This window comes from Bacillus sp. FSL W8-0770 (assembly GCF_038008705.1).
In the GTDB taxonomy this organism is placed as follows: domain Bacteria; phylum Bacillota; class Bacilli; order Bacillales; family Bacillaceae_G; genus Bacillus_A; species Bacillus_A cereus.
Window position 1 is genome coordinate 4,102,209 of record NZ_JBBOZR010000001.1, and the last position, 26,512, is coordinate 4,128,720.

Genomic DNA, 26,512 nt, shown 5'->3' on the forward strand with positions numbered 1-26,512 from the left:
ATAACAAACGGCAAGTCTCTCACCTTATAGTGAGAGACTCCCCTTTTCATTATAGACTAAAATCTATATTACGCATTTCGTGCAATAATTGCTACCCAATCTTCCATTCGTAACACTTCTTCAATTGTAAATCCAGCTTGTTCTAACGCCTCAGAAATTACTTTTTCCTTCGCAGCAATAATGCCCGATGTAATAAATAATCCACCTGACTTCACAACTCTTGCTGCATCTTCAGGGAATAATAGAATAATCTCTGCTAATAAGTTAGCTACGATTAAATCAACAGGACCTTCAATACCTTCTAAAAGACTATTTTGTCCAACAGACACGATATCATCTGTTTTATTTAAACGTACATTCATTTCTGCACTTTCAACCGCAACCGGATCTAAATCATATGCTTGAACAGAAGACGCACCTAATTTTGCAGCCGCAATACTAAGTACACCAGAACCTGTTCCTACATCAATAATAGTGTCACCTGGCTGTACTGTTTTTTCTAAAGCACGGATACACATCGTTGTTGTTGGATGAGTTCCTGTACCAAACGCCATACCCGGGTCTAATTCAATGATTTTTTCATTAGGAGAAGATGGTGTATATTCTTCCCAAGTCGGTACGATTGTGAATGTATCAGAAATTTGTACTGGATGGTAATATTTTTTCCAAGCAGTAGCCCAATCTTCTTCATTGACTTCGTTAACGGTAATATTTCCAGTACCAATTTCGATGTCGTAAGATGGAAGCACATCAATAGATGATTTTACACCTGCAATCGTTTCATGTAAAGAATCCGTTTGCGGGAAATACGCTTTTATTAATACACCTTCCGCCGGATATTCATCTGGGTTCAATGCATAAATTTCACCATATTGTTGCTCGCGCTCTTTCGTTAACTCCGCTGGATCCTCAATCGCAACTCCACTAGCACCAGCTTCATGTAAAATATGAGAGACAGCTTCTACTGCTTCTTCTGTTGTATGAATACTAATTTCTGACCATTTCACAATTTACCAACTCCATTTTTTATTTCCATTATTCCCCTTTGAAAGCACGTTTAAGCTTTCCGAATAAACTATCATCCTGCTCTTCTTGTCCTGCAAATTCACGTAATAAATCTTTTTGCTGCGAAGTCAATTTCGTCGGTACAACAACACGAACGACTACATATTGATCTCCTTGGCCGTATCCACGTACGTTCGGAGCACCTTTTCCTTTTAAGCGGAATTCTGTTCCAGTTTGTGTTCCTGCTGGAATTTTCAGCTTCACTTTACCATGAACAGTAGGAACTTCCACTTCATCACCAAGCGCCATTTGCGCAAATGTTAATGGCATTTCGCAAATAATGTGATCTCCTTCACGCTCGAAGAATTCATGATTTCTTACATGAACGACAACATATAAGTCTCCTGCTGGTCCGCCATTTACGCCGGCTTCACCTTTTCCAGACACACGAATTTGTTGACCATTATCGATACCCGCTGGAATTTTAACATTGATTTTTTTACGTTTACGAACTTTACCTGAACCGTGACATGTCGTACATTTTTCTTTAATAATTTGTCCAGTTCCTGAACAATGACCACAAGCTTGACGATTTACGATACGACCAAACGGTGTGTTTTGTTCTACACTCACTTGACCAGAGCCTGAACAATGTTTACATGTTTCTTTTGAAGTTCCTGGTTTTGCTCCACTACCTTTACAAGTATCACATGGATCTTCTACTGGAATTTCCACATTTAATTCCTTACCAAAAATAGCTTCTTCAAAATCTAAAGTGACTTGATATTGTAAGTCAGCACCTTGGCGCGGAGCATTTGGATCACGACGTCTGCCGCCGCCACCGCCAAAGAAAGAACTAAATATATCTTCAAAACCGAAGCCACCGCCGAAGTCTCCTCCGCCGCCAAATCCACCGAATCCTTGATTTGCACCAGCATGACCAAATTGATCGTACTGGGCACGCTTTTGATCATCACTTAACACTTCGTATGCTTCTTGTACTTCTTTAAACTTTTCAATTGCATTTTCTTCTTTGCTTACGTCTGGATGGTATTTTTTAGCCAAACGACGATACGCTTTTTTAATTTCATCTGTTGAAGCGCCCTTGCTAAGTCCAAGGACCTCATAATAGTCTCGTTTACTCATAAATTTACAACCCCCGAATCTTTCACATAAACGTAATTTTAACACCGAAAGAAAGTGCTTTGCAACAAAGTTTCCTCACTTACAGTATGCAAAGCGAAAAACTTAAGATCCTCACACATCGCTTCTCATTCGTGAAAAAAGCCAAAGTCAAGGCACGCTTGACTTTGACTTTTTGTCATCTTACTTATTATGTTTACAGTTGAATTACTTGTCTTCTTTTACTTCTTCAAACTCAGCGTCAACTACATTGTCTTTCTTTGCGCCAGCATCTTGTGCACCTTGCGCACCTTCTGCTTGACCAGCAGCTGCTTGAGCCTGCTCGTATAATTTAACAGTTAATTGTTGTACGATTTCTTGTAAGGCATCTTTTTTCGCACGAATTTCTTCAAGCTCGTTTTTCTCAATTGCAGCTTGTAATGCTTCTTTCGCTTCTGTTGCTTTTGCAACTTCAGCTGCATCTACTTTACCTTCTAAATCTTTTACAACTTTGTCTGTTTGGAATACAAGTTGGTCAGCTTCGTTACGAAGTTCAACTTCTTCCTTACGTTTTTGGTCAGCGTCAGCATTTGCTTCCGCTTCTTGTACCATACGTTCTACTTCTTCATCAGAAAGACCTGAAGAAGATTGGATTGTAATAGCTTGCTCTTTGCTTGTTCCTAAGTCTTTCGCACGTACGTTAACGATACCGTTCGCATCAATATCGAATGTTACTTCGATTTGTGGAATACCACGTGGTGCTGGTGGAAGGTCAGTTAATTGGAAACGACCTAACGTTTTATTGTCAGCCGACATTGGACGCTCACCTTGTAATACGTGAATGTCTACTGCTGGTTGATTATCAGCAGCTGTCGAGAATACTTGTGACTTACTTGTTGGAATTGTAGTGTTACGCTCGATTAATTTCGTGAACACGCCACCCATAGTTTCAATACCTAAAGAAAGTGGAGTTACGTCTAATAATAGAACGCCTTCTACATCACCAGTAAGTACGCCACCTTGAACTGCAGCACCTAATGCTACAACTTCATCAGGGTTTACACCTTTATATGGCTCTTTACCAGTTTCACGTTTAATAGCTTCTTGTACAGCTGGGATACGAGTAGATCCACCAACAAGAATAACTTTATCTAATTCGCTTGGAGCAAAACCAGCGTCTTTTAATGCACGACGAGTTGGCTCTAATGTTCTTTCAACAAGACCTGCTGAAAGCTCTTCGAATTTCGCTCTTGTTAACGTTAATTCTAAGTGTAATGGACCAGCAGCTCCAGCACTAATGAATGGTAATGAAATTTGAGTTTGTGTTACACCAGAAAGATCTTTTTTCGCTTTTTCAGCTGCATCTTTCAAGCGTTGAAGCGCCATTTTATCTTGGCTTAAATCAATGTTATTTTCTTTTTTGAACTCAGCTACTAAGTGATCGATGATAACTTGGTCAAAGTCATCGCCACCAAGACGGTTGTCACCAGCAGTTGAAATAACTTCGAATGTGCCGTCTGCTAACTCAAGGATAGATACGTCAAATGTACCGCCACCTAAGTCATATACTAAGATTTTTTGTTCTTCGTCTTGTTTTTCTAAACCGTAAGCAAGTGCTGCTGCTGTTGGCTCGTTAATGATACGCTCAACTTCTAAACCAGCGATACGACCAGCATCTTTCGTTGCTTGACGCTCTGCATCGTTGAAGTATGCAGGTACTGTAATAACAGCTTTCGTTACTGTTTCACCTAAGTATGCTTCAGCAGAAGCTTTTAAGTTTTGTAAAATGATTGCAGAAATTTCTTGAGGTGTATACTCTTTACCTTCAACTTCTACTTTGTAGTCTGTACCCATATGACGTTTAACAGACATGATTGTATTTGGGTTTGTAATTGCTTGGCGCTTTGCAACTTCCCCAACTTGACGTTCTTCATTTTTGAAAGCTACAACAGAAGGTGTTGTACGGTTTCCTTCTGGATTTGGGATAACCTTTGGTTCTCCACCTTCCATAACAGCTACACAAGAGTTTGTTGTACCTAAGTCAATACCGATAATTTTACTCATGGCGAATCCTCCTAGTTTTATGTAAATTATTGATTTACTTTTACCATTGATGGGCGAATCACACGGTCTTTTAGTTTATAACCTTTTTGGAATTCTTCCACAACCGCGTTTGATTCAAATTCACTATCTTCCACTTGCATAATAGCTTGGTGTTCATTAGGATCAAACTGTTTACCAACAGCTTCAATCACTTCCACACCTTCTTTAGTCAGCGCTTCTAACAATTGACGATGCACCATTTCCATACCTTGTAACAAGGATTTCGTTTGCTCATCAGTCGCTTCCACTTGCATTGCTCTTTCAAAATTATCAAGAGCTGGCAAGATGTCTGAAACTAGACTTTGTGCTCTATATTTTTCAGCAGCCTGTTTATCCATTTGGACACGGCGCTTATAATTTTCAAAATCAGCTTGTAGACGTAATGTGCGACCTTCCGTTTCCGTTAGTTTCGCTTGTAGCTCATCTACTTTTTCTTGTAAAAGAGCAGCCTCACTTTTTTCTTCTACAGTTTCTTCACTGTTTTCTGGCGTGACAGCTTCTTCAACTTGCGCTTCTTTTACTTCTTCTACCACTTGTTCGTTACGCTCTTCCACAATATTCACCTCCTTAAAAGGTATTAGGTATCATGCGTAGCATGATTACCTAAGCATTATATATTACACACAGCAATGAAAATTTCATCACTTGAGCGAATGTATTACTCTCATTTACTTTTTAAGTCCATCAGTAAATTGTCTCGTAAATAACTGTAACAAACTAATTACACGAGAATATTGCATTCTCGTAGGACCTAAAATAGCAATTGTTCCAAGTTGCTCTTCGCCGATTGAATATGTTGCAGAAATTAAACTACAATCCTCCATAGCCGTCGAAGAGTTTTCCCTACCAATTTTCACTTGAATCCCGACTTGTTTATGACGCAAAATGTCATAAAATTCGGCTTCATTATCAATCATGGTAAGTAAAGATCTAACCTTTTGAATGTCATGGAACTCTGGCTGCGAAAGCATATTTGCTTTTCCTCCAAAGTATATCTTTTCCGATAACGGAACTTGAAATGTACCATCCAACATTTTTATTGCACTATCGTAATTATGAACATACCCACGTAAAACTGTAACAATCTCCTTAAAGATTTTATTATGAAGTTCTTCCATCGGTACGCCAGATAGCTTTTCATTTAAAATATTAACCATTTTTTCTAAATCTGATAAATCAACAGATTCCGGAACGGTAATCGTTTTACTTTGTACATGCCCTGTATCGGTTACAATAATAGCGACAGCAGTTTGACGATCAAGCGGCACAATTTGTACATTTTTAAGTTTATTTGTACTTAACTTCGGTCCAAGAACAATGGCCGTATAATTCGTAAGTTCTGATAAAATTTGAGCAGATTGTTGTGCAATTTTTTCCGCTTCAAAAATTCTTTCAGCAAATAAATCTTTAATTTGTACAATTTCAGCGTTCGGTAAGTTTTGCGGCGCTAAAAGATGGTCTACATAAAATCGGTAGCCTTTCTCAGAAGGAACACGTCCAGAAGAACTGTGCGTTTTTTCAATAAAACCTAATTCTTCTAAGTCCGCCATTTCATTTCGAATAGTAGCTGAACTAAATGTAATTTCATCTTTTTTAGCCAACGTTCTAGACCCAACGGGCTGCGCTGATCCAATAAAGTCATCAATAATTGTGTGTAAAATTAAGAGCTGACGTTCCGTAAGCATCTCATCATCACCTCTGTTAGCACTCTTTGTCTTTGAGTGCTAAATCTATTAATAACTTACCAAAATTGACATTCAATTGTCAACGGAAACGTCACGAAATAATGAAACTTTTTCACGCCTATGGAACATTTAATTAGTCAATCAAAAATGATTGGAATACTTCATTCCCTAATAATTTTCCTTTTCGCGTTAAACGCACATGTCCATCTTCCTCTTCAAGCAATCCCTGCTCTTGGTTGCTTTGTAACTGCTTCGCGAAAACTTGATCCATCTCTACATTAAATTTATTGCGGAACGCCGTTTTAGAAACACCTTTTGTTTTTCGAAGCCCTAAGAACAGCTCTTCTTCCATTCTTTCTTTCTCCGTCACTTTGTGAACATCTAAATACGGAAATTCTGTTTCATCAATTTTATTAAAATATTGCTTCAGCGGACCTACATTTTGAATACGTTCCCCGTTCACATAACTATGAGCTCCAGCTCCAAATCCATAATACTCTTCATTATTCCAGTATGTGAGATTATGTCTACTTTTATTGTCACCTTTTGAGAAATTACTAATTTCATACTGGTTATAACCGTGTTTCTCCATTTCATCCATTACTATTTCATACATTTTCGCTTCATGGTCTTCACCCGGAAGACGCAATTTCCCTTTGTTCATTAAGTTATAAAACACTGTTTTAGGTTCCACAATTAATGAATATGCAGAGAAATGTTGTACACCAAGCGTAAAAGCAATATCTAATGTTTCTTTTACATCTTCTATCGTCTGTCCTGGCAAAGCATAAATAATATCTACATTAATATTTTTAAATCCTACTTCCTGTGCTTCTCGAATCGCGAGGAATGCATCTTCCCTCGTATGCTTGCGCCCGATTTTCTCAAGCAGTTCATCACGGAACGTTTGCACACCAAAACTAATTCGATTCACTCCACCTTCTAGCAGTACATTCAACTTCTCTTTCGGCAGATCTCCTGGATTCGCTTCAAATGTTAATTCACAATTTGGGGCGAACGGACGCAAATGACGATTAATAATCTCGAGTAATTTTTTTGTCTGTTCCATATTTAACGCTGTCGGAGTTCCCCCGCCCACAAAAATCGTTTTTATACTATCAAACGGAACTTTTTGAACCGTATTTATTATTTCCTTCTCTAAATAATCTAAATATTGATCAACCGGTTGGCGTTCAATAAACACTTTATTAAAATCACAATAGTGACAAATGTGCTGACAAAACGGAATATGAATATATGCAGCTTGTACCAAATATAACTCCTACCTTTCTAAAAAGAAAACCTCCGCACTCCGGAGGGTTCTCTACTTCTCTAACGTATTACGAATTTGTTCCATTCGCATTTTTCCCCAATCATACATCATTTCAACGATCGGTAAAAGCGACATGCCTAGTTCCGTCATATAATACTCAACGCGAGGAGGAATTTCGGGATATACTGTCCGATCAACAATTCCATCTTCCATTAACTCTTTTAATTGGTTCGACAAAACTTTATGAGAAATGCTTGGGAATAACCGTTGTAATTCACTGAAACGATGTGGTCCTTCCACACCAAGGTGCCACAGTATCACAACTTTCCACTTTCCACTAATAATAGAAAGCGTCAATTCCTTTTCACAATTAAAATTACCATTTTGTATTTTATCTTGAATATCTTTTCGAATATTTTCGGACATTAACAATCTCCTAACTCTATATGAACTAAAAAGCTCTCTCATTATTGTAAATGAGAGCTGCTCAGATGTCTAAAAAGTAATTATACAGAAAAAAGAAGCCGCACAAACGACTTCTTTTTTATTTCAAATATTAGTTGTCATCCATTTTCAGTACAGCCATAAATGCCTCTTGCGGTACTTCTACAGAACCAACAGACTTCATACGTTTTTTACCTTCTTTTTGCTTATCAAGAAGTTTACGCTTACGAGAAATGTCACCGCCGTAACATTTTGCAAGTACGTTTTTACGCATCGCTTTAATTGTAGAACGTGCTACAACTTTATTTCCGATAGTCGCCTGAATTGGCACTTCAAATTGTTGTCTCGGAATTAATTCTTTTAATTTCTCTACGATTACTTTACCACGGTCATACGCTGAATCACGGTGTACGATAAATGATAAAGCATCCACTTGTTCATTATTTAAAAGAATATCCATTTTCACAAGTTTAGATGGTTTATAGCCAATTAACTCGTAGTCAAACGATGCATACCCTTTCGTATTTGATTTCAATTGATCGAAGAAGTCATATACGATTTCTGATAACGGGATTTCATATGTTAATGTAACACGCGTTTCATCTAAATATTGCATATCAATAAACGTTCCACGTTTACCTTGGCAAATCTCCATTACAGCTCCAACATAGTCATTCGGAACCATAATTGAAGCCTTCACAAACGGCTCTTCTACACGATCGATAGACTGTGGATCTGGCATATTAGATGGGTTATCAACAATAACATCTTCACCGTTAGTTAAATAAACTTTATAAATAACGCTTGGCGCTGTTGTAATTAAGTCAATCTTAAATTCACGTTCAATACGTTCTTGAATGATTTCCATGTGAAGAAGCCCTAAGAAACCACAACGGAAACCAAATCCTAGCGCTTGAGATGTTTCTGGTTCAAACTCAAGAGCAGAATCGTTTAACTCTAATTTTTCTAATGCATCACGTAAATCGTTATAACGAGCAGAGTCAATTGGATACAGACCACAGAATACCATCGGGTTTAACTTACGGTAACCTGCTAACGGCTCTGCAGCTGGACGTTTCGCATGTGTAATCGTATCACCAACACGTGTGTCACCAACATTTTTAATCGATGCTGCTAAGAAACCTACATCACCTACTGTTAACTCGTCACGTTGCGTAGTTTTCGGTGTAAATACACCTACTTCTGTTACTTCAAATTCTTTACCCGTTGCCATCATACGTACTTTATCGCCAACTTTTACTGTTCCATTTACAACACGGATATAAGCAATTACACCGCGGTACGGATCATATAAAGAGTCGAAAATCATACATTGTAATGGCTCTTCTGAATCACCCGACGGAGCTGGTACTTTTTCAACAATTTGTTCTAAAATTTCTTCAATACCAATTCCAGCTTTCGCAGAAGCAAGTACCGCTTCTGATGCATCTAAACCAATTACATCTTCTACCTCTTGACGTACACGTTCTGGATCCGCACTTGGTAAGTCGATTTTATTAATAACTGGTAAAATTTCCAAATTGTTATCAAGCGCTAAGTATACGTTTGCTAACGTTTGCGCTTCAATACCTTGCGCTGCATCTACTACAAGAATCGCGCCTTCACAAGCCGCTAAACTACGAGATACTTCGTACGTAAAGTCGACATGTCCTGGTGTATCAATTAAATGAAGAATATACTCTTCACCATCTTTTGCTTTATAGTTTAATTGTACTGCGTTTAATTTGATTGTAATACCACGCTCACGCTCTAAATCCATAGAGTCAAGCAACTGAGCTTTCATTTCGCGTTGTGTTAACGCGTTTGTTTTCTCTAAAATACGGTCTGCTAACGTTGATTTTCCGTGGTCAATATGAGCAATAATAGAGAAATTACGAATTTTGGACTGTCTTTTTGCTCTTTCTTCTTTATTCATCTATGTTCTCAACTCCTAATAGTCTCGCCAATATACACTAGCACTGATTATATCAATAGAGCAACAAAGATTCAATGAAAACTCGTGCTGCTTACGATACAAATCATTCTATCTATATCTTATGCGAATAAACCATAAGAGACAAACCCTTTTCAAATTTTAAAACGGCTGTCTTACAAATCAGTAAAACAACCGCCTCCCATGTTACTCTTAGCTAAAAATTCCTTTTATTTTCCCAACAACTATATCCGTCCCGAACTTCGTCATTTCATAAGCTACACTTGCTACCGCCATCCCAATTCCTTCTACAACATTAAAACTTCTTAAACGTTCTAATTGCTGTTGTTTTTCTGAGGCCGAAAACGAGCTACCCAAAATTTCTGATTCAGCACCTGTACTTTCTGTCCCTGTCATATGAGCTATTTGTTCATATGACAATTGCTGATAGCCTTTCATACTTTTCAAACCATGATTAGCAAGTGCCACTCCTGCTATCATCATAAATAAACATAAAGCTACACTACATATACACAAAAGCGCAAAGCGACTCAAACCATAATCATCTGTTCCCCTCAATGTGTATATGCTCCCGTATTATCTTGATCAATTTGATGATGTAGCGCTGCATTTAAACCACTCGCTATTACATTCGCCATATCCTCAATAAAAGTATCTACTTCTTTTGGGGTTACCATTAAATTATGACCAAGAGGAGATAGCACTTCATAAATCAGCCTTCTTTTTTCTTCTTCTTCCAACGTACCAACAGCACCTAAAAACATATTTCTGCTCTTTTCATCCGGCATATCTTCTTCTGTTAATTTTTTCTTTTCTCCAAATGAAAATCCCGCTGGTAACAAAGATCGTGAAGGTTTATTTCCTTCTTTCATCTCTCGACCAAAATGTTTCAAAATAAAATCAATCGTATCACTTGTAATCGAAACAGCATCGACCACAGTCGGAACACCAATTGCGATAACAGGGATACCTAATGTGTCTTTACTTAGTTCTTTACGTTTATTCCCAACCCCCGATCCAGGATGGATTCCAGTATCAGAAATTTGTATCGTGCTATTTACTCGTTCAATAGAACGGGCAGCTAATGCATCAATTGCAATTACAAAGTCCGGGTTCGTCTTCTCAATAATTCCATAAATAACATCGCTCGTTTCGATTCCTGTAATCCCCATTACCCCCGGCCGAATTGCACTAACAGGCCTAAATCCTTCTTCTACACTTTCAGGCTGCAATTGAAACAAATGTCTCGTTACTAATACATTTTCTACAACTATCGGTCCAAGAGCATCTGGTGTTACATTCCAATTCCCAAGACCTACAATTAAACAGCTTGCTTCTTTTGTAACTCCAACCTCTTCTAAGAAACAAGAAAATTCTTTTGCAAAAATACGCTCCACTTTTTGTTGAAGTTCTGTATCTTGCTGACGTATCCCTTGTACTTCAAGTGTTAAATAATTTCCAGGTTTTTTCCCCATCGCTTCAGAGGCAGCTTCATCAATCGTTACTTTTGTAATTATAGTACCTTCTTCTTCTCTCTCTTTTACAATAACTCCCTGTATCCCTTTTTGTTCTTCTTGGCTTTCTTGCAACATTTGATGAGCTTCTACAGCAAGGTCAGTTCTAATGCTATATTTACTTAAATCTAATGGTTCTTTCATCGTATCTCCTCCGTAATTCATAGTAAATATCGTTAGATTTCCCAAAGTTATATAAGGTCATTCTTTCCTTTACGTGAAATTTCATGGATATACTATTGCAATTCTCTTCACCGTTTGATAGAATATCACTTGTTCTATGTAAGAATCGAGTCATTCGATTGCACCAGGGAGGTGAAAAGTATGGCAAACATCAAATCTGCTATCAAACGCGCTAAACTTAGCGAAGAGCGTCGTGCACATAACGCTTCTATCAAGTCTGACATGCGTTCTGCTGTTAAAACTGTAGAAGCTTTAGTTACTAATAACGATCTTGAAAATGCTAAAGAAGCTTTCAAAACTGCTTCTAAAAAACTTGACAAAGCAGCTCGTAAAGGTCTTATCCACCAAAACGCTGCAGCTCGTCAAAAATCTCGCTTAGCGAAACAAGTAAACGCGTAAGGCGTTTAAAAAACGATCCATTTGGATCGTTTTTTTATATACAAAAAAGTTCATGCACTAAGTACATGAACTTTTTTGTGTCATCACATATGATTTAATCGCATTAAGAAAAATTCGAGCACAAGCTTCTTATCCATCTTTCCCGTCTTCATACTATAATCAGCTTCCGCTAATTCTATAATCACTTTTTTTAATTCTTCAAAAGAGAAAAACTTCGTTTGATTCATTGCTAACTTTACACGATACGGATGTACACCAATATGAGACGCAATTTGATTTTGGCCATAACCACGTTGCTGTAGCTCTTTCACTTGATACAACAAGCGGAATTGACTCACTAATAACGCAAGCAATTTAATCGGCTCTTCCTGCTGCGTAAATAATCCATCCAAAATTTGCATTGCACCTGCAATATCTTTTTTCACCACTTTTTCTGTCAAAGCAAATACATTTTGCTCAACTGATTTTGGCACAAGCTCTGCAACAAGTTTCGTCGTAATCTCTCCGCCCATACCAACGTATAACTTTAACTTGTCCATTTCCTTCGCCAACATCGTTACATTACTTCCCACAAGCTCTAGCAACAAACTAACAGCCGCGTTATCAATATGCACATGCACTTCATCTGCACGAGCAACAATCCACTTCTGAACATCCTGTACTTGCATCGCATTCGCTTCTACTACATCTGCTGTTTTCTTTAATAGTTTTGTAATTTTTTTTCGCTCATCAAGTTTTTCGTAAGGCGCAACAAAAACAAGAATAGAAAATGGAGAAGGTTCACCAATGTATTCTTCTAAAATTTTTATATTTTGCTCTAACTTTTCTTTTTGCGAAGTCAAAAATAGCGGTGATTTTATTAACAGTACTTTTCGTTCTCCGAAGAAAGGAAGCGTACGCGCATCCTCAACCACATCTTCTAAATACGCTTCTTCTAAATCGTATGTCACAACATTAAACTCTCGATCTTCTTCTTCAAGTGCTTCTGTCGTAATAAGCTTTATCGTTTCATTTATAAAAAAAGCTTCCGTTCCATATATTAAATATAACGGAGCAAACTGTTTCTTTTTAATTTTTTTATGTATATCACTCATACTTTTTCCTACTCCCTAACTTGGCAATATATATTTATACTAATGCCCTAGCTTTTGTTTTACAAGTACAAAGGAACAGGCTTTATAACCCGTCCCTTTATTTATATTAAACGCCACGCAATAAGCCCCGGGTTTCTTATTGGTGTGCGGTAATCACCTTCCCTTTATTATTCGCAATAAAAATTTGAGTATAAGTGCCAACTGTTAACATGCTTGGAAACGAAAAACTCACATTACTTCATGATTTACAAGTAACAAAAAAGCTCGTTTTCTCTTCATATGGAAATTGTAGATTTTTTTCTGACAATATTTTATACTAAAGTGGAATGTTGGGGAGGGATTCTAAATGAATGATTTTGAACAAAACGTTCAAAGTAAACGCAATGACGCTATTGATTCAGGGGTAGGATTTATCGTCTCATTTGGTTTTTTCGCAACACTTTTCATCATTGCAACTGTTATTAAATTTATCGGTTCTTAAAGACTGCCACTTCATGGCAGTCTTCTCTTTTTCATCTATTATGTGTTTTATCATATGTGATTTTACTTTTAAAGGTTCCATTTTCCCCTTTAAAAACATAGGAAATAGCACCTTGCTTGTCCGTGCGCCATATCGCACTCCCCATCTTCTCAAAACGCTCTATCACTTCTTTATGCGGGTGTCCATACCTATTCTGCTTACCAACAGATATAATCGCTACACGAGGCTGTATGACGTTCAAAAAAGGCTCTATAGATGACGTATTACTCCCATGATGAGCAACTTTTAAAACATCCACTTGTAAATCTGGATATGCCTCTACTAAAATCTTTTCCCCTTCTTCTTCCAAATCGCCTGTAAATAGCCACTTCAACCCTCCAAATTTTGCCCATATTACAATTGAAGCGTTATTTTCGCTTTTTTCTTTTCCTTTTGGAGCTAAAACGAAAAATTCCGCTTCATTTACACTCCAACTCTCCCCTTCCCCCACTTCAGTTATTTTCATTTCCTTTTCTAATGCCCGTTTCTTGACTACTTTTTCTAATACTGCATCTTTTCCCTTTCGGCCAAATACCACTTCTTTTACAGGTATATATGATAATAATTCTTGCGCAGCACCTATATGATCTGCATCTCCATGCGTTACGATTAATTTATCAATTGTTTTAATACCTTCTTTTTGTAAAAAGGGTATTAAAACATCATTTCCAACAGAAAATTCATGCTTTTTTTGTTGCCATTCTTCCTTATTTACACGAAGCGTTCCACCTGTATCAATAAGATAAATCCCTTTATCATACGGAAGGCGAATTAATATTGCATCACCTTGTCCAACATCAATAAATGTTACACTTCCGCTGCCTCTAAAATATGGATATATATAATGACATGTGCTAATAAAAAGAAATACACTCGCAACTATACAAACTATTTTTTTCGGCGCTCTCCGTTCCCAAACCATCAATATACTGACAATACTGGCGCAATATACAGCTACAAGATTGAAGGGCGTTTCCCCGAAGATAAGCTGGGTAAATGGTAAACTTTCACAATAACTTAGAAAATCATTAGACATACTCAAGCCTATTGATAATACATCGGCAAATCCTTTTGCGAGAAACGGGACAATTGGCATACACAGTAAAATAATAATGCTACATGGTAATACAATGATAGATAAAAACGGAACGTATAAGAGATTGAGGAGAATGCTATATGGAGAAAAATAACCAAAGTGATATAACAAAATCGGAGTACTAACGAGCTGTGAAATGATAGAAATATAAATAGAATTTCGGATTATTCCGTTGCTACTCTCTAACAATAACGGAGCAGACAAAAGTAAAGCGAAGCTACCTACAAAAGAAAACTGAAATCCAATATTAAAAACAAGATAAGGGTCATATATAAGCATGCATATAGCTGTTACACTTAAAGCATCTAAACTAGATAAACGAATCGAGCACATAAAAGCAATCAACATCAAAACTCCTGTTATAGAAGCTCTTATAACAGAGGGTGACGCCCCTGCTAAAACCATATACAAAGGAATACAAACGATAAGGCAAATTGTTGCTACCTCCCTTGTCACACCGCTTCTTAGCAAAATAAAATATACTATCACCATTAACATTACAATGTGCGAACCTGAAATTGCTAACAAATGTACAAGACCAAATTGTTGATATTGCTCTTCCACTTCAAACGTCATTTGTTGTCTATCACCAAATAGTAATGCATTCATAAAAGCACCTGATTGCTCTGGAAACATTTCTGTAACTTTCGAGATTGCTTGTTGCCTCAAAAGAAGAATCCATTGCGTGAGCGACAGTGATGTTTTATAGCATTCAGAAATATATGTAGCCTCAAATGTGAAATGAATATGTTGTTTGTATAAATAATCACGGTAATTAAAACCATGAAAATTCCGAGCTGTTTCCGGTTCTTTCCTCTCACCCTCGAATACACATGATATCCCTGCGTATAATTGTTGCATTTTTTTCTTTTCCAAGACTGATTTGATTCTATAACTTAACTGCACTATATTTTTATTCTGATCTTCAAATTGAAAAGATAGGCGATCCCCATTAACAAGCGGTGCATTTTGTATAACCCCTCTTGTAACTCCATAGGACTCCCCTAGAGGCTTATTCCACGTTTGAACATAGGAAGTGTATATGGCGCTACTAAAGCACGCTACAATACAAAAAATGAAGGTTTTACGCGAAGTGCGATATAAACAGAAGAAAACATTTAAAAAGAGGCAAAAAACTATCAATAAAAGTGACGAGGAAAAGGCAATTGCAACCCCTATTATAAATGAGATTGCAACATACCCCCATTGTTCCTGCAACTTATACTCACTCCTTATAGCATCATTTTTGCTTTCGTGAATACATGCTGTAATTCTTCCATTGATAAATTATCTTTTTCTAAAGACGCAAATAATTCTTTCAACTCTGTATAACGTTTTTGCTCCTCTAATGCAGCAATATCATATTCTAGCGGAACGTGCTTCACTGTTACGTTCGCTTGTTCAAATAACTCTATGGCGTATGGATGATTTTTATAATCCTGCGCATAATAAACCGCTGTAATACCACTTTGAATAATTGCCTTACAACATTGTAAACAAGGGAAATGCGTAACGTAAATTTCTGCTTCCTCTGTTTTCGCACCAAACTTGGCACATTGTAATAAAGCATTCATTTCGGCATGAATTGTCCGAACACAATGATTATCTATTACGTAACAACCATCATCTATACAATGTACGCCACCTTTAATTGAACCATTATACCCACCAGCAATAATTCGTTTATCGCGAACGATCGTCGCTCCTACCGCAAGCCTTGTACATGTACTACGCAAAGATAGTAGATGGCTTTGCGTCATAAAATATTGATTCCATGAAATTCGTTCCATATTTTTCACCTACTTTTTTGTCTACTTGTAGTGTAGCGAAAGAAGAAAAACTTCGTCAATCTTTTACGGAATAATAATTTGATCTTTTATCTTTTCAAGAGACTTCGCACCAATCCCATCAATCTCTAATAAATCTTCTATTTTCTGAAACGGACCATGTTCTTCTCGATATTTCAAAATACTTTCTGCCTTTCGAGAGCCAATCCCTGTAATTTTTTCTAGTTGTTCTTTCGCCGCTGTATTTATTCGAATCTTACCATCTTCCTTAGAAGAAGTAAGCACCCCTTGTTCTGACTCATTTTTACTCGGTATATAAAGAAGCATTTGATCTTGTACAATTTGTGCTAAATTCACTTTTTTCATATCTACTTCTGATAAAAAACCACCAGCCTTTTGAACCGCATCCTTTACGCGATCTCCTTCCTTCATTTCATATACCCCTTCTTTACTGACCGCTCCTTTCACATCAATTATAATTGTTCTTTTCTGTTCCTTTGTATCCGATATTTTCGGTTTACCCTTTTTTTCTATCTCCTTCTCTTGTACATTCATTGTAATAGGCGTTCGTTCTACACTCTGATTCGTTTTCCAAAAAACAAGAAAAAGTAAAGTTCCAATAATAGCTACTAAACCTAACCACTTTTTCGGAAAATCCCACATCATTTTACACCTCTAATCATAAATTTATAACATCATTCATATTGTTTAGGAGAAAGCTGTTACGAAGGAGGGATGAAACTTTGAACATAGGAATTATAGGGACAGGAAACATGGGAAATATACTAATCGATGCATTTTTAGAAACCCGTGCTGTCAAACCTTCTTGCCTTACAATCATTAATCGGACGCCTGCAAAAGCATATCATATAAAAGAAAAATACCCTTCTGTTCAGATAGCAAAAACAATCCCGGAAGTAATCGAACAATCACAACTTATTTTTATTTGTGTTAAGCCGATAGATATATACCCTATCCTAAAAAAATACGCTGAACATTTTTCTGATGAAACGTGCTTAGTTTCTATTACAAGTCCAATATCTCCATCACAATTAGAGACTCTCGTACCTTGCCACGTCGCGCGTATCATTCCAAGTATCACAAATCGCGCTCTCTCTGGCGCCTCACTATTTACATTTGGAGATAATTGCTCTGAAGAATGGCAACAAAAACTACTTCGTCTATTCAAAAACATTTCTACACCTCTTGTAATAAAAGAAGATATAACGCGCGTTTCATCTGATATAGCAAGTTGCGGTCCTGCTTTCTTTAGTTATTTACTACAATGCTTCATTAACGCTGCTGTAGATAAAACAAATATTACACACGAAGAGGCTACTACTTTAGTAAGTGAAATGGTCGTGGGGATGGGGAAATTACTTGAAAAAGAAATCTTCACATTACCTACCTTACAAGAAAAGGTTTGCGTGAAAGGCGGCGTTACTGGGGAAGGCATTCGGGTTTTAGAAGAACACGTTGGAGATATGTTCCATAAGTTAATCGAGCGAACACATGAAAAATTTGATGAAGATTTAGAATGCGTTGATCAGCAATTCAATAAACACACATAATAAATACGTCATTTTCATTCCAAATCCTTTTTATAAATACTTACTTTTTTACAATACATTTTCACGTCAACTACTATTCCCACACTTTACGCATACAATCTTCAGATTATGCTAGAACTAAAAATACATTTTCTTTATAAAACAAAAGCAACCTTCTCGGTTGCTTTTGTTTTATCCGTTTTTCTTCGCCATGAAGAAAATACGCTCTGTTTGTTCTGTAACTTCAAGTCGCTCAAAATCACCTGTTACACGAAGCACTGTAAAACCTGCTTCTTCAAGCCATTTCGTTAACTCTTCCACTTGATATGCACGTTGCACGTGACATTCGTCAAACCGATGGTACACATCTTCTTCCGGATCTTGAACAAAGAATGTTAAATCATGCTCTACACTATTTGATTCTTCACCAGGGAAGCAATTCCAAATAAGAGATATTTCTTCTCCATTCACTGTATACGTTTCATTTTGAAATACATGATGTATTTTATATAAAGAATGTACATCAAATAAAAACAAACCATCTTGACGTAAATGATGAAATACTCTTCTAAATGTTTCTTGTACTCCATCTTCTTGCAATACATAATTTAATGAATCACAAAAGATGGTTACACAATCAAACTCACCTGGAACATCAAGCTCTCGCATGTCTTGTTGATAAAAAGGAATAAAGTATCCCTCTCCTCCTAGTTTTTGCTGAGCGACTGTTAACATTTCTTCTGAAAGATCGACACCTATTAAATCGTAACCCTTTTGCACAAGCGGCAGGGTTACATTACCTGTACCGCATGCTACATCAAGAATTTTTGCCTCTTTCATATCTGCCTGCTGTAAACTTTCCTCTGTAAATTCCACCCATTTATCATAAGGGACATCATTCATTAGTTCGTCGTACAACAATGCAAATTGTTCGTATTTCATTGGCCTAACTCTTCTGTAATATCTTCACGTGGCACATCGCCCCATAGACGCTCTAAATTATAGTGATTACGCTCATCTTTATGGAATACATGAGCAACTACATCTCCAAGATCAACTAATACCCAACGTGCTTCGTCAAACCCTTCCATACGTTGTACGTCGATTTGGAACTCATGTGCTTTTGATTTAATTTCACGTGCAATTGCTTGCACTTGTTTGTCTGAATTCCCGTGACAAATAATGAAATAATCTGCAATTGGTGAAATACCTTGCATATTTAGGACAACCATATCTTCTGCTCTCTTATCATCAGCTGCTTTTGCCGCTAATACTAATAAATCTTTATCGTTCATTTACTCATTTCCTCCTTGATAACTGCATTGTATGTTTGGAATGTTAATGGATAAATCGTCTGATCTTTTTCCATTAAAAATTGAATTGTTCTCTTTAACGCAAATAATAAAGCTTGATTTATATCCGTATATGCGAGTTTACGAGCCTCTTCCACTCCTGGAAACTTTCGCCCAGGTTCAATGTAATCAGCTACATAAATCACTTTATCTAACATCGTCATATTCTCATGACCACTTGTATGATATGTAATAGCTTGCAAAATTTCAGAATCCGTAATGCCTACTTCTTTTTCTACTAAGTATGCCCCAACAGGTGCATGCCATAACTCTTTGTTATAGCAAAGTAAATCTTTCGGCAAATCTTCACGTTTAATAATCTCTTCCATCTCTGAAATTGCTCTACATTTCGCATAATCATGGAATATAGCTGCCATCTCTGCTTTTTTTTCGTCCACACCGTATAACTTAGCAAGCTCAATCGCTGTCTCCATTACACCAATTGTGTGTATATAACGTTTTTCATGCATTTGTTGTTTGACAATATGCAGTGCATTCTCACGATTCATACAACCCATTCCTCTCGATATATACCTGTACTTTTTCGGGAAGTAAATATTTACACGTTTTCTTCTCCTTATATCTCTCACGTAATAAGGATGAAGAAACTGCAAATTCCGGAATTTCCACTGTAGTAATCTTATATGGTGTATGCAATGTATACCCAGGTCTTGCAACTCCAACAAACGTTACAAGATTAAGTAAAGCTTCAATGTTATACCACTTCGGTAAATACTCAACCATATCCCCACCAATAATAAAGTGAAACTGCACATCCGGATACTTCTTCGTCAATTGTAACATAGTGTCATACGTATAAGATGGGCCCTTCCTACTTAGCTCTTCTAAACAAATAGAAAAGTGCTCTTCTGCCTCAGTCGCGAGCTCTAACATATGTAAACGACTTTCTACACTTGTAATATTCCGCCCTTGTTTATGTGGCGGAATCTGGTTTGGCAAGAACCATACTTCTTCCAAGTTCAAAGCGTGATATACTTCATTTGCAATTAGCAAATGTCCATAGTGAGGCGGATCAAATGTACCGCCAATGATGCCAATTTTTCTCAAAAGAAACGCCCCTTCCTTTTATATACAGCAACTCTCCTCGGTTAGGAATGAAGAGAGTTGCTATTAATAAAAGTTCAATTGGTTTCGCTCTCTACATCATTACGCATAAACGATAAAAATAGCGCATGCTAGTCTTTTTATCGAGGAAGCTTAATTTGTTTATTTTCTCTTGATTCTTTGTATAAAACGATTGTGCTTCCAATTACTTGAACGATTTCAGCACGTGCACCTTTTGCAAGTTCTTCCGCAACCTCACGGCGATCAAATTCACAGTTTTGTAATACACTTACTTTAAATAACTCACGAGCTTCTAAAGTATCTGCGATTTGTTTAATCATATTTTCATTTACTCCGCCTTTTCCTACTTGAAAAATTGGTGTTAAATGATGTGCTTGTGCACGTAAAAACCTTTTTTGTTTTCCTGTTAACATATATGTTAGCCTCCAAGCTTTTCTATAACTAATTGTTTCATTCTCTCGATATTTGGCGTGCGTCCTGTCCACATTTCAAATGCAAGTGCTCCTTGATAAACAAACATATCAATACCATTTTGAATGATTGCACCTTGCTCTTTTGCCTCACATAAAATTTTCGTTTCAAATGGATTATAAATTATATCTGATACAATCGTTCCTTTTTTTAACGAACAAATTTGTAATGGCGTATGTTCTACGTGTGGATGCATACCTATCGTTGTCGTCTGAATGATAATATCATAATTTCCTTGTTCTTCTGTCGCTTTTTCTAATGACAAAGCAACAGAATTAACATCGGCCGTACGTGCAGCAATAAGTTCCTTTGCCTTATCTACTGTACGATTGGCTACATCAATCTCTTTTACACCTACATCAGCAAGAGAAAAATAAATAGCTCGGCTAGCACCACCTGAACCAAGTAACAAAATACGTTTCCCTTGAAGTGGTTCATTACTAATTGACTGCAGCGCTCGAACAAAACCAATCCCGTCTGTGTTATAGCCAATTAATCTTCCATCCTTATGAACCACTGTATTTACTGCACCGATTTTCCTTGCCAATGGGTCAATCTCATCCAAATACTCCATAATAGCAACCTTGTGCGGAGTTGTTACATTAAATCCTGAAATACCTAATGCTTTTAAACCTCTTACTGCTTCCCCTAGCAATTCCTCTTCAACAAGGAACGCATGATAATGGGCATCCATATTCAAGTGTTCAAATGCATCGTTATGCATAACGGGTGATAATGAATGTCCAATTGGATTTCCGATTACACCATATAATTGTTTCATAAATCCCTCTCCATATTAAATTAAAGATTTACGTAGTGAAACACTTACTCCTTTTGGTACGTGTGCAACAATTTTTGCTCCTGGTTCGTTCACAGTAACCCATCCTAATCCAGAGAATACAACATCTGTTTTAGGTTCACGAATATTAAATTCGTATTTCACTAACTCAGGCATATTTGCTAATTCTTCTGGCGTTGGTGGGCTTAGTAAATCCCCAGCATGATTTTTATATAATTCATCTGCTTTCTCAAGCTTTGTACGATGGATTGTTAAGCGATTCGAGAAATGACAAGTAAATGCACGACGACCACCACTTACATAATCAAAACGTGCCAATCCACTAAAGAATAACGTTTGTTCTTCATTTAATTGGAATACCATCGGCTTAATTTCTTTTGTTGGTGTAATAAGCTTTAAGCTTTGCTTTCCAACATAATGAGCCATTTGGTGGTGGTTAATAATACCTGGCGTATCATATAAAGAAGACTCTTCGTCCAATGGAATATCAATTAAATCCAGTGTTGTTCCTGGGAAATGAGATGTTGTAATTACATTTTCAGTCTCATCACTAAATTCTTTAATCATACGATTAATAAATGTCGATTTCCCTACATTCGTACATCCAACAACATAAACATCTTTGCCGCCGCGATAATACTCAATAGCATCTGCTAGTTCAGCAATTCCTTGTCCCTTCGCTGCACTAATTAAAAAGACATCTTCTGGTTTTAATCCTAGCTGCTTTGCACTATAGCGCATCCAATGTTTTACTTTATCATGTTTTACTGACTTTGGAATTAAATCAGCTTTATTTCCAACAAGTAATACTTTATTATTCCCTACGAAACGATGTAAGCCAGGTAACCAGCTACCATTAAAATCAAAAATATCTACAATTTTGACTACTAATGCATCTGATTTTCCAATTCCATTTAAAATGCGTAGGAAGTCATCATCTGTTAACGATACATCTTGAATTTCATTGTAATGCTTCAAGCGAAAACAACGTTGACAAATGACTTGTTCTTTCTCTAAAGATGAGGCAGGAGCATACCCCACTTCGTTTTTATTTTCTGTTTGAATTTCTACACCGCAACCAATACATTTAATTATTTCAGTCAAACTTTATTCCTCCCAGTTAATTAAACCTTTTTTCTTCATATTTTTCATAATTCTTCGTTCAATTTTTCGATTAAAGCGCGTTACTAATCCGTCCGTTTGTGCTACCGGTACAACTAAAATTGTATGAAGGCCTACTCGGTTTCCACCAAGCACGTCAGTCAGTAACTGATCTCCAATTACTACAACTTCATCTGGCTGCAAACGCATCTCTTGTATCGCACGCTTAAATGCGCGAACAAATGGTTTACGTGCACTATGAATAAATGGAATACCTAATGGATCAGCAAAATCTTTCACACGTTGCTCATTATTATTTGAAACGACCGTTACTTGAATGCCTTGCTCTTTCATTTCCAAGAACCATTTTTCAAGTTGCGGCGTTGCATTGGGACGATCCCATTCAATTAAAGTGTTATCTAAGTCAGTAATAACGCCTTTAATCCCACGTTTTTTTAAATCTTCTGGTTGAACATGATATACATTTTTCACATATTCATTTGGTAAAAATAGTTTCAATTTCTTTCACCTCTTTGAGGATTTTTCATAAAATTTTTCGACAACATTTTTCGATATATAACCTGTGGATAAAATTGTACACATTTTCCACATTAATTTTGCAGTTAATTTGGAATTTACTAACAAACTATACACACTTTATCCACCTAGGTATGTGGATAACCACTCGTTTGTGACTGTCATATTTTTTTGGTACATTAAATGCATCAACGAATCAATCCTTATATTATTAGGAGGTGACTCACCTTGAAAACAAAACATATGGAACAGTTATCCACTGAGTTACTCACTGAGTCTTATTATAAAGCAAAAGAACTAAAATTAAATCCCGACTTCATTTTACTTATAAAACAAGAAATCATTAGACGCTCATTAGAGGACAAGCTTGTCAAATCATCTTGATTACATATAAAGTGAAAGTTTAATCAGCCCTTACCAATCAAACAGTTAAAGGATAAATTATTAGATGCCCTGTAAAAAGAGCCATCCTACGATGGCTCTCGAATAAACAAGTACTCCCATCTAGGGGATTTCATCATTAAGTATCTTTGCCCATAACTCTTACTTACGGTTATAAAAGCTTTTCTTTATTTATGAGCTAAGCGAGTAGCTATTTTTTCACCAAGACGAAGCTCTTGTCCACTCTTTAATTCCTGCACTACTTCTATCATATCTTTTTCAAACAATAACACAACTGTTGAACCAAATGTAAAGTATGCCATTTCTTCACCTTTTTGAACAGTGTCTCTCTCATGCAAAAGCTCAATACTATTAACAAACATAGCACCTACTTTTACAAGAGCCATATGCTCGCCATCACTGCTTACTTCTGTAACAGAACGATAATTTTTTGACAGTGGTTCTTTCCCGTATTCCATACCAGCTGCATTTACCGGATATGATTTTCTACCGAGTACAAATCTTTCAGTCACAGAACCAGAAAGCGGACTATGAATGCGATGATAATGACTTGGACTCAAATAAATTACCATATATGTACCGCCTGCATATCGCGTTGCACGTTCTTCATTACCTAGCATATCCACGATTGAATAGCGCTTTCCTTTAATATCAAATGTTTTTGTATCCTCAATAGGACCATGATCTGCAAAAACACCATCAACAGGACTAACGATACTCGATGCATCTGTATCAATACTACGCTTTCCTTCTTTTAGCTTACGCGTAAATAATTCATGCAATGTTCTATATTCCTTCAAACCCTTTTCCATCTCATCTTGATTAATTTGAAAAACTTTCGCGTACGATGGAATAATGATAGAGCTCAAACGAGATTGTGCAAATTTACGTAATATATAAGAAGTAAAGCGACCATTTGTAAGTTCTATCATAAGTCGATATAATGTACGTCGCAAATTGCGAAACCCCCTAATCAGTCTATAACTTTAGTTTTCCCTTCTTTTCTTTCTATATCATATGTAAAATTGGTTCTTATTCCCACATATCATATAAAGCAGCCTTATTATATATACAGAAAACTAAGTATGGTATTATTCTTAAATTATTTAGCACCTTCTAATATTACAGATAGAATCCGTCATTTTCAACAGTGAACATGTATTTCTTCTTAGCATAACGCGTTTTCTTTTCTTATTTACAATAAGAAAAGCAGCCCATTTTAAATATGGCTGCTTCTAATACACTTTACTCTTTCGCTTTTTTCTCTTTCTCTGCCCTTACAAACTCGTGGAACATTTTCATTAAAGCACGCTTTTCAATCCGTGATACGTAGCTTCTAGAAATACCAAGCGCCTTAGCGATTTCCCGCTGTGTTTTCTCCTTATCTAGCCCAAGTCCAAAACGTTTCACAATCACTTCTTTTTCTCTTTCGTCTAAAATATCGATATACTCTTTAATTTTTTCTAACTCCATACTAAGTTGAATCATATCAATTACATCTTCAGACTCTGATTTTAATATATCAATAAGCGATATTTCATTGCCCTCTTTATCTTGCCCGATCGGATCATGAAGTGAAACATCTTTTTTCGTTTTCTTTAGTACACGTAAATGCATCAAAATTTCATTTTCAATACAGCGTGCTGCATACGTCGCAAGCTTCGTTCCCTTTCCTGCAGAATAGCTCTCGATCGCTTTAATGAGCCCGATCGTACCAATTGAAATTAAATCTTCTGCATCTTCTCCTGTGTTCTCAAATTTTTTAACGATATGAGCTACAAGCCGTAAATTATGTTCAATTAAAAGATTTCTCGCTTGAGCATCACCTTGCTCCATTAACTCTAAGTACTTTCTCTCATCATCTGATGATAACGGCTGCGGGAACGCATTGTTCTTCACATAAGAAACAAAGACAAACACTTCTCGAACCATATATCCAATTGCGGCGAATAGACTCAAACCTTTCACCTCCGCCAAAATAGTGGTCTTTATTATGTGTATGTGGGCGTGAGGTTGTTTGTGTCTGTACAGTTTATTTATAAAACTCAACACTTCTAACATTTAAAATATTTTATCGTTATATTATAATTAAATAAAATTGTTATTTATATATGAATATGCTATTAAAGGGGACACTATTCATGATTACATTAGAACGATTATTAAATGTAACAATTTATTTAGGGGTATTTTTACTTTTCATTTCGTTCATTACTTTTGTTATTAAAAGAGGGCCTGATTTATTATTTTTTCAATTTGGAATTTCTTTATTTTTTGGAGCTCAAATTATAACTGGAATAAAATTTTTTCATAACTATGGTTTCTCCTTTCACTCAAAACTAGAACTACTTATCTTTATTTTCTATGTAATTGGAATTATTACATGTATACTATTATTCTTTCACTTTCAAAATCCGTATCGAATTTTTTTATTAATCTGTAGTTGTTTATTTTTAACTGGATCCAATTATTACTTTAAAGAAACATTAAATTTTAGTAAAAAAATTCCAAAGCAAAACAAAACTTTTTTAAGTACACAAGAAGACTCTTTTCCAAAAGAAGTTCGTAAATTTTCAGAGGATTACAACAACATAATAAGAAATGATTTTTATGAAATACCGATGATTCCTACTGAATTACAGATTACAAGCAAAAAAGATTCTTCCCATAGTACATCTTACTTAGTTGAACTTCATAATAGCGAAAATGAAATTACTGATGACTCTGTACAATTAACTCCATCAGACCGTTTTTATGTGCTGTTAAATAAACAAAAAACAAAAATATCAAAAATAGTATATGAAGGGCAGAATTTTTTCACATTTACAGTCACACTAAAGGCTCTTAATTTACAGCAAGAACCAGAAATTCATAATATGTTTTTAGAAATAGATAAACGTAGAGCGATGAATCTTCTTAATTTTGAAATTAAAGCCCATACTAAAGAATGGAAAGTAATATTTAAAAGTGATAGTTCTCATTCCAATCTTCCTATCACATTTACTTTTGAAAAACGAACAGGCAAAGTATAAAAA

The 26,512-nt window shown here is 36.3% G+C and carries 29 protein-coding genes; 5 read left to right on the plus strand and 24 right to left on the minus strand.

The window, feature by feature from the left end:
• Nucleotides 1–68: 68 nt before the first annotated feature.
• The 10 genes from prmA to gpr all read right to left on the minus strand — a co-directional run bounded on the left by prmA (nucleotide 69) and on the right by gpr (nucleotide 11,244).
• Nucleotides 69–1,007 (minus strand): 50S ribosomal protein L11 methyltransferase, encoded by a 939-nt coding sequence (prmA, locus tag NST27_RS21115; protein WP_000872112.1) that lies wholly within the window; start codon nucleotides 1,005–1,007, stop codon nucleotides 69–71.
• A 28-nt stretch (nucleotides 1,008–1,035) separates the two neighbouring features.
• Nucleotides 1,036–2,151 carry a chaperone protein DnaJ gene (gene dnaJ / locus NST27_RS21120; RefSeq protein WP_000043947.1) on the minus strand — a complete coding sequence of 372 codons (1,116 nt, stop codon included), beginning with the start codon at nucleotides 2,149–2,151 and terminating at the stop codon, nucleotides 1,036–1,038.
• A 204-nt stretch (nucleotides 2,152–2,355) separates the two neighbouring features.
• A complete protein-coding gene (gene dnaK / locus NST27_RS21125; protein WP_000034706.1) occupies nucleotides 2,356–4,191 on the minus strand; it encodes a chaperone protein DnaK in 1,836 nt (611 codons plus the stop codon).
• Between the two features lie 26 nt (nucleotides 4,192–4,217).
• A complete protein-coding gene (grpE, locus tag NST27_RS21130; protein ID WP_000392711.1) occupies nucleotides 4,218–4,784 on the minus strand; it encodes a nucleotide exchange factor GrpE in 567 nt (188 codons plus the stop codon).
• A 114-nt stretch (nucleotides 4,785–4,898) separates the two neighbouring features.
• Complete coding sequence (gene hrcA, locus NST27_RS21135) at nucleotides 4,899–5,915, minus strand: heat-inducible transcriptional repressor HrcA (RefSeq protein WP_000954937.1); 1,017 nt, start codon at nucleotides 5,913–5,915, stop codon at nucleotides 4,899–4,901.
• Between the two features lie 133 nt (nucleotides 5,916–6,048).
• A complete protein-coding gene (gene hemW, locus NST27_RS21140; protein ID WP_000249426.1) occupies nucleotides 6,049–7,188 on the minus strand; it encodes a radical SAM family heme chaperone HemW in 1,140 nt (379 codons plus the stop codon).
• A 51-nt stretch (nucleotides 7,189–7,239) separates the two neighbouring features.
• On the minus strand, nucleotides 7,240–7,614 hold the full coding sequence (locus tag NST27_RS21145) for a winged helix-turn-helix transcriptional regulator (protein ID WP_001293539.1): 375 nt from the start codon (nucleotides 7,612–7,614) through the stop codon (nucleotides 7,240–7,242).
• 130 nt (nucleotides 7,615–7,744) lie between these two features.
• Nucleotides 7,745–9,568 carry an elongation factor 4 gene (gene lepA / locus NST27_RS21150; RefSeq protein WP_001030951.1) on the minus strand — a complete coding sequence of 608 codons (1,824 nt, stop codon included), beginning with the start codon at nucleotides 9,566–9,568 and terminating at the stop codon, nucleotides 7,745–7,747.
• Nucleotides 9,569–9,778: 210 nt separating this feature from the next.
• Complete coding sequence (locus NST27_RS21155) at nucleotides 9,779–10,144, minus strand: YqxA family protein (protein WP_001215033.1); 366 nt, start codon at nucleotides 10,142–10,144, stop codon at nucleotides 9,779–9,781.
• Nucleotides 10,141–11,244: a GPR endopeptidase gene (gene gpr / locus NST27_RS21160; RefSeq protein ID WP_000662616.1), complete on the minus strand. Its 1,104-nt coding sequence runs from the start codon at nucleotides 11,242–11,244 to the stop codon at nucleotides 10,141–10,143. The genes NST27_RS21155 and gpr overlap by 4 nt, the downstream gene beginning before the upstream one ends.
• Nucleotides 11,245–11,424: 180 nt before the next feature.
• On the opposite strand from gpr, the gene rpsT reads away from it, so the two are divergent.
• Entirely contained in the window at nucleotides 11,425–11,682 is a 258-nt protein-coding gene (gene rpsT, locus NST27_RS21165; protein ID WP_001274011.1) for a 30S ribosomal protein S20, read from the plus strand.
• A gap of 83 nt (nucleotides 11,683–11,765) precedes the next feature.
• Here the strand turns inward: rpsT and holA are convergent, their stop codons facing one another.
• Nucleotides 11,766–12,776: a DNA polymerase III subunit delta gene (holA, locus tag NST27_RS21170; RefSeq protein ID WP_047386846.1), complete on the minus strand. Its 1,011-nt coding sequence runs from the start codon at nucleotides 12,774–12,776 to the stop codon at nucleotides 11,766–11,768.
• A gap of 346 nt (nucleotides 12,777–13,122) precedes the next feature.
• Between holA and NST27_RS21175 the strand changes: the two genes are divergently transcribed.
• Entirely contained in the window at nucleotides 13,123–13,257 is a 135-nt protein-coding gene (locus tag NST27_RS21175; RefSeq protein ID WP_000997609.1) for a YqzM family protein, read from the plus strand.
• Nucleotides 13,258–13,288: 31 nt separating this feature from the next.
• Here the strand turns inward: NST27_RS21175 and NST27_RS21180 are convergent, their stop codons facing one another.
• The 3 genes from NST27_RS21180 to NST27_RS21190 all read right to left on the minus strand — a co-directional run bounded on the left by NST27_RS21180 (nucleotide 13,289) and on the right by NST27_RS21190 (nucleotide 16,845).
• Complete coding sequence (locus NST27_RS21180; RefSeq protein WP_025966341.1) at nucleotides 13,289–15,610, minus strand: DNA internalization-related competence protein ComEC/Rec2; 2,322 nt, start codon at nucleotides 15,608–15,610, stop codon at nucleotides 13,289–13,291.
• A gap of 14 nt (nucleotides 15,611–15,624) precedes the next feature.
• The gene (locus NST27_RS21185; RefSeq protein ID WP_047386852.1) at nucleotides 15,625–16,182 is read right to left on the minus strand and encodes a ComE operon protein 2; all 558 of its coding nucleotides are present in this window, start codon (nucleotides 16,180–16,182) and stop codon (nucleotides 15,625–15,627) included.
• 63 nt (nucleotides 16,183–16,245) lie between these two features.
• Entirely contained in the window at nucleotides 16,246–16,845 is a 600-nt protein-coding gene (locus tag NST27_RS21190; RefSeq protein ID WP_000989937.1) for a helix-hairpin-helix domain-containing protein, read from the minus strand.
• A 77-nt stretch (nucleotides 16,846–16,922) separates the two neighbouring features.
• On the opposite strand from NST27_RS21190, the gene comER reads away from it, so the two are divergent.
• Entirely contained in the window at nucleotides 16,923–17,750 is an 828-nt protein-coding gene (gene comER, locus NST27_RS21195) for a late competence protein ComER (RefSeq protein ID WP_001020560.1), read from the plus strand.
• A 171-nt stretch (nucleotides 17,751–17,921) separates the two neighbouring features.
• On the opposite strand, the gene NST27_RS21200 is transcribed toward comER, so the two are convergent.
• From NST27_RS21200 to NST27_RS21235, 8 genes are all read right to left on the minus strand, one after another.
• Nucleotides 17,922–18,671 carry a class I SAM-dependent methyltransferase gene (locus NST27_RS21200; protein ID WP_000873069.1) on the minus strand — a complete coding sequence of 250 codons (750 nt, stop codon included), beginning with the start codon at nucleotides 18,669–18,671 and terminating at the stop codon, nucleotides 17,922–17,924.
• Entirely contained in the window at nucleotides 18,668–19,024 is a 357-nt protein-coding gene (gene rsfS / locus NST27_RS21205) for a ribosome silencing factor (RefSeq protein WP_000998173.1), read from the minus strand. The genes NST27_RS21200 and rsfS overlap by 4 nt, the downstream gene beginning before the upstream one ends.
• Complete coding sequence (gene yqeK / locus NST27_RS21210) at nucleotides 19,021–19,590, minus strand: bis(5'-nucleosyl)-tetraphosphatase (symmetrical) YqeK (protein ID WP_001078477.1); 570 nt, start codon at nucleotides 19,588–19,590, stop codon at nucleotides 19,021–19,023. The genes rsfS and yqeK overlap by 4 nt, the downstream gene beginning before the upstream one ends.
• Nucleotides 19,580–20,149, minus strand: a complete 570-nt coding sequence (nadD, locus tag NST27_RS21215) for a nicotinate-nucleotide adenylyltransferase (protein WP_001226048.1) — start codon at nucleotides 20,147–20,149, stop codon at nucleotides 19,580–19,582. The genes yqeK and nadD overlap by 11 nt, the downstream gene beginning before the upstream one ends.
• A 137-nt stretch (nucleotides 20,150–20,286) precedes the next feature.
• Entirely contained in the window at nucleotides 20,287–20,580 is a 294-nt protein-coding gene (gene yhbY / locus NST27_RS21220) for a ribosome assembly RNA-binding protein YhbY (RefSeq protein WP_000955224.1), read from the minus strand.
• Nucleotides 20,581–20,585: 5 nt separating this feature from the next.
• Nucleotides 20,586–21,419, minus strand: coding sequence for a shikimate dehydrogenase (gene aroE / locus NST27_RS21225; protein ID WP_000812076.1), 834 nt, complete (start codon nucleotides 21,417–21,419; stop codon nucleotides 20,586–20,588).
• Between the two features lie 15 nt (nucleotides 21,420–21,434).
• Nucleotides 21,435–22,541, minus strand: coding sequence for a ribosome biogenesis GTPase YqeH (gene yqeH / locus NST27_RS21230; protein WP_047386853.1), 1,107 nt, complete (start codon nucleotides 22,539–22,541; stop codon nucleotides 21,435–21,437).
• Between the two features lie 3 nt (nucleotides 22,542–22,544).
• Nucleotides 22,545–23,057: a YqeG family HAD IIIA-type phosphatase gene (locus NST27_RS21235; RefSeq protein WP_000765314.1), complete on the minus strand. Its 513-nt coding sequence runs from the start codon at nucleotides 23,055–23,057 to the stop codon at nucleotides 22,545–22,547.
• A gap of 246 nt (nucleotides 23,058–23,303) precedes the next feature.
• Here NST27_RS21235 and NST27_RS21240 point away from each other — a divergent pair, with 246 nt between their 5' ends.
• Nucleotides 23,304–23,459, plus strand: coding sequence for a sporulation histidine kinase inhibitor Sda (locus NST27_RS21240; RefSeq protein ID WP_000850094.1), 156 nt, complete (start codon nucleotides 23,304–23,306; stop codon nucleotides 23,457–23,459).
• Nucleotides 23,460–23,644: 185 nt separating this feature from the next.
• Here NST27_RS21240 and NST27_RS21245 read toward each other — a convergent pair whose 3' ends face one another.
• Complete coding sequence (locus tag NST27_RS21245) at nucleotides 23,645–24,433, minus strand: phosphatidylserine decarboxylase (RefSeq protein WP_001255000.1); 789 nt, start codon at nucleotides 24,431–24,433, stop codon at nucleotides 23,645–23,647.
• A 289-nt stretch (nucleotides 24,434–24,722) separates the two neighbouring features.
• Nucleotides 24,723–25,436 (minus strand): RNA polymerase sporulation sigma factor SigK, encoded by a 714-nt coding sequence (sigK, locus tag NST27_RS21250; RefSeq protein ID WP_000051382.1) that lies wholly within the window; start codon nucleotides 25,434–25,436, stop codon nucleotides 24,723–24,725.
• A 152-nt stretch (nucleotides 25,437–25,588) separates the two neighbouring features.
• On the opposite strand from sigK, the gene NST27_RS21255 reads away from it, so the two are divergent.
• Nucleotides 25,589–26,509: a hypothetical protein gene (locus NST27_RS21255; RefSeq protein WP_002005744.1), complete on the plus strand. Its 921-nt coding sequence runs from the start codon at nucleotides 25,589–25,591 to the stop codon at nucleotides 26,507–26,509.
• The last annotated feature ends 3 nt before the right edge of the window (nucleotides 26,510–26,512 follow it).

Excerpts from the sequence above, each read along its gene's own strand:
- dnaJ (WP_000043947.1), bottom strand. The coding sequence starts at position 2,151 with ATGAGTAAACGAGACTATTATGAGGTCCTTGGACTTAGCAAGGGCGCT.
- dnaK (WP_000034706.1), bottom strand. The coding sequence starts at position 4,191 with ATGAGTAAAATTATCGGTATTGACTTAGGTACAACAAACTCTTGTGTA.
- hrcA (WP_000954937.1), bottom strand. The coding sequence starts at position 5,915 with ATGCTTACGGAACGTCAGCTCTTAATTTTACACACAATTATTGATGAC.
- NST27_RS21145 (WP_001293539.1), bottom strand. The coding sequence starts at position 7,614 with ATGTCCGAAAATATTCGAAAAGATATTCAAGATAAAATACAAAATGGT.
- lepA (WP_001030951.1), bottom strand. The coding sequence starts at position 9,568 with ATGAATAAAGAAGAAAGAGCAAAAAGACAGTCCAAAATTCGTAATTTC.
- gpr (WP_000662616.1), bottom strand. The coding sequence starts at position 11,244 with ATGAAAGAACCATTAGATTTAAGTAAATATAGCATTAGAACTGACCTT.
- rpsT (WP_001274011.1), top strand. The coding sequence starts at position 11,425 with ATGGCAAACATCAAATCTGCTATCAAACGCGCTAAACTTAGCGAAGAG.
- holA (WP_047386846.1), bottom strand. The coding sequence starts at position 12,776 with ATGAGTGATATACATAAAAAAATTAAAAAGAAACAGTTTGCTCCGTTA.
- NST27_RS21175 (WP_000997609.1), top strand. The coding sequence starts at position 13,123 with ATGAATGATTTTGAACAAAACGTTCAAAGTAAACGCAATGACGCTATT.
- NST27_RS21185 (WP_047386852.1), bottom strand. The coding sequence starts at position 16,182 with ATGGAACGAATTTCATGGAATCAATATTTTATGACGCAAAGCCATCTA.
- NST27_RS21190 (WP_000989937.1), bottom strand. The coding sequence starts at position 16,845 with ATGATGTGGGATTTTCCGAAAAAGTGGTTAGGTTTAGTAGCTATTATT.
- NST27_RS21200 (WP_000873069.1), bottom strand. The coding sequence starts at position 18,671 with ATGAAATACGAACAATTTGCATTGTTGTACGACGAACTAATGAATGAT.
- rsfS (WP_000998173.1), bottom strand. The coding sequence starts at position 19,024 with ATGAACGATAAAGATTTATTAGTATTAGCGGCAAAAGCAGCTGATGAT.
- yqeK (WP_001078477.1), bottom strand. The coding sequence starts at position 19,590 with ATGAATCGTGAGAATGCACTGCATATTGTCAAACAACAAATGCATGAA.
- yhbY (WP_000955224.1), bottom strand. The coding sequence starts at position 20,580 with ATGTTAACAGGAAAACAAAAAAGGTTTTTACGTGCACAAGCACATCAT.
- aroE (WP_000812076.1), bottom strand. The coding sequence starts at position 21,419 with ATGAAACAATTATATGGTGTAATCGGAAATCCAATTGGACATTCATTA.
- NST27_RS21255 (WP_002005744.1), top strand. The coding sequence starts at position 25,589 with ATGAATATGCTATTAAAGGGGACACTATTCATGATTACATTAGAACGA.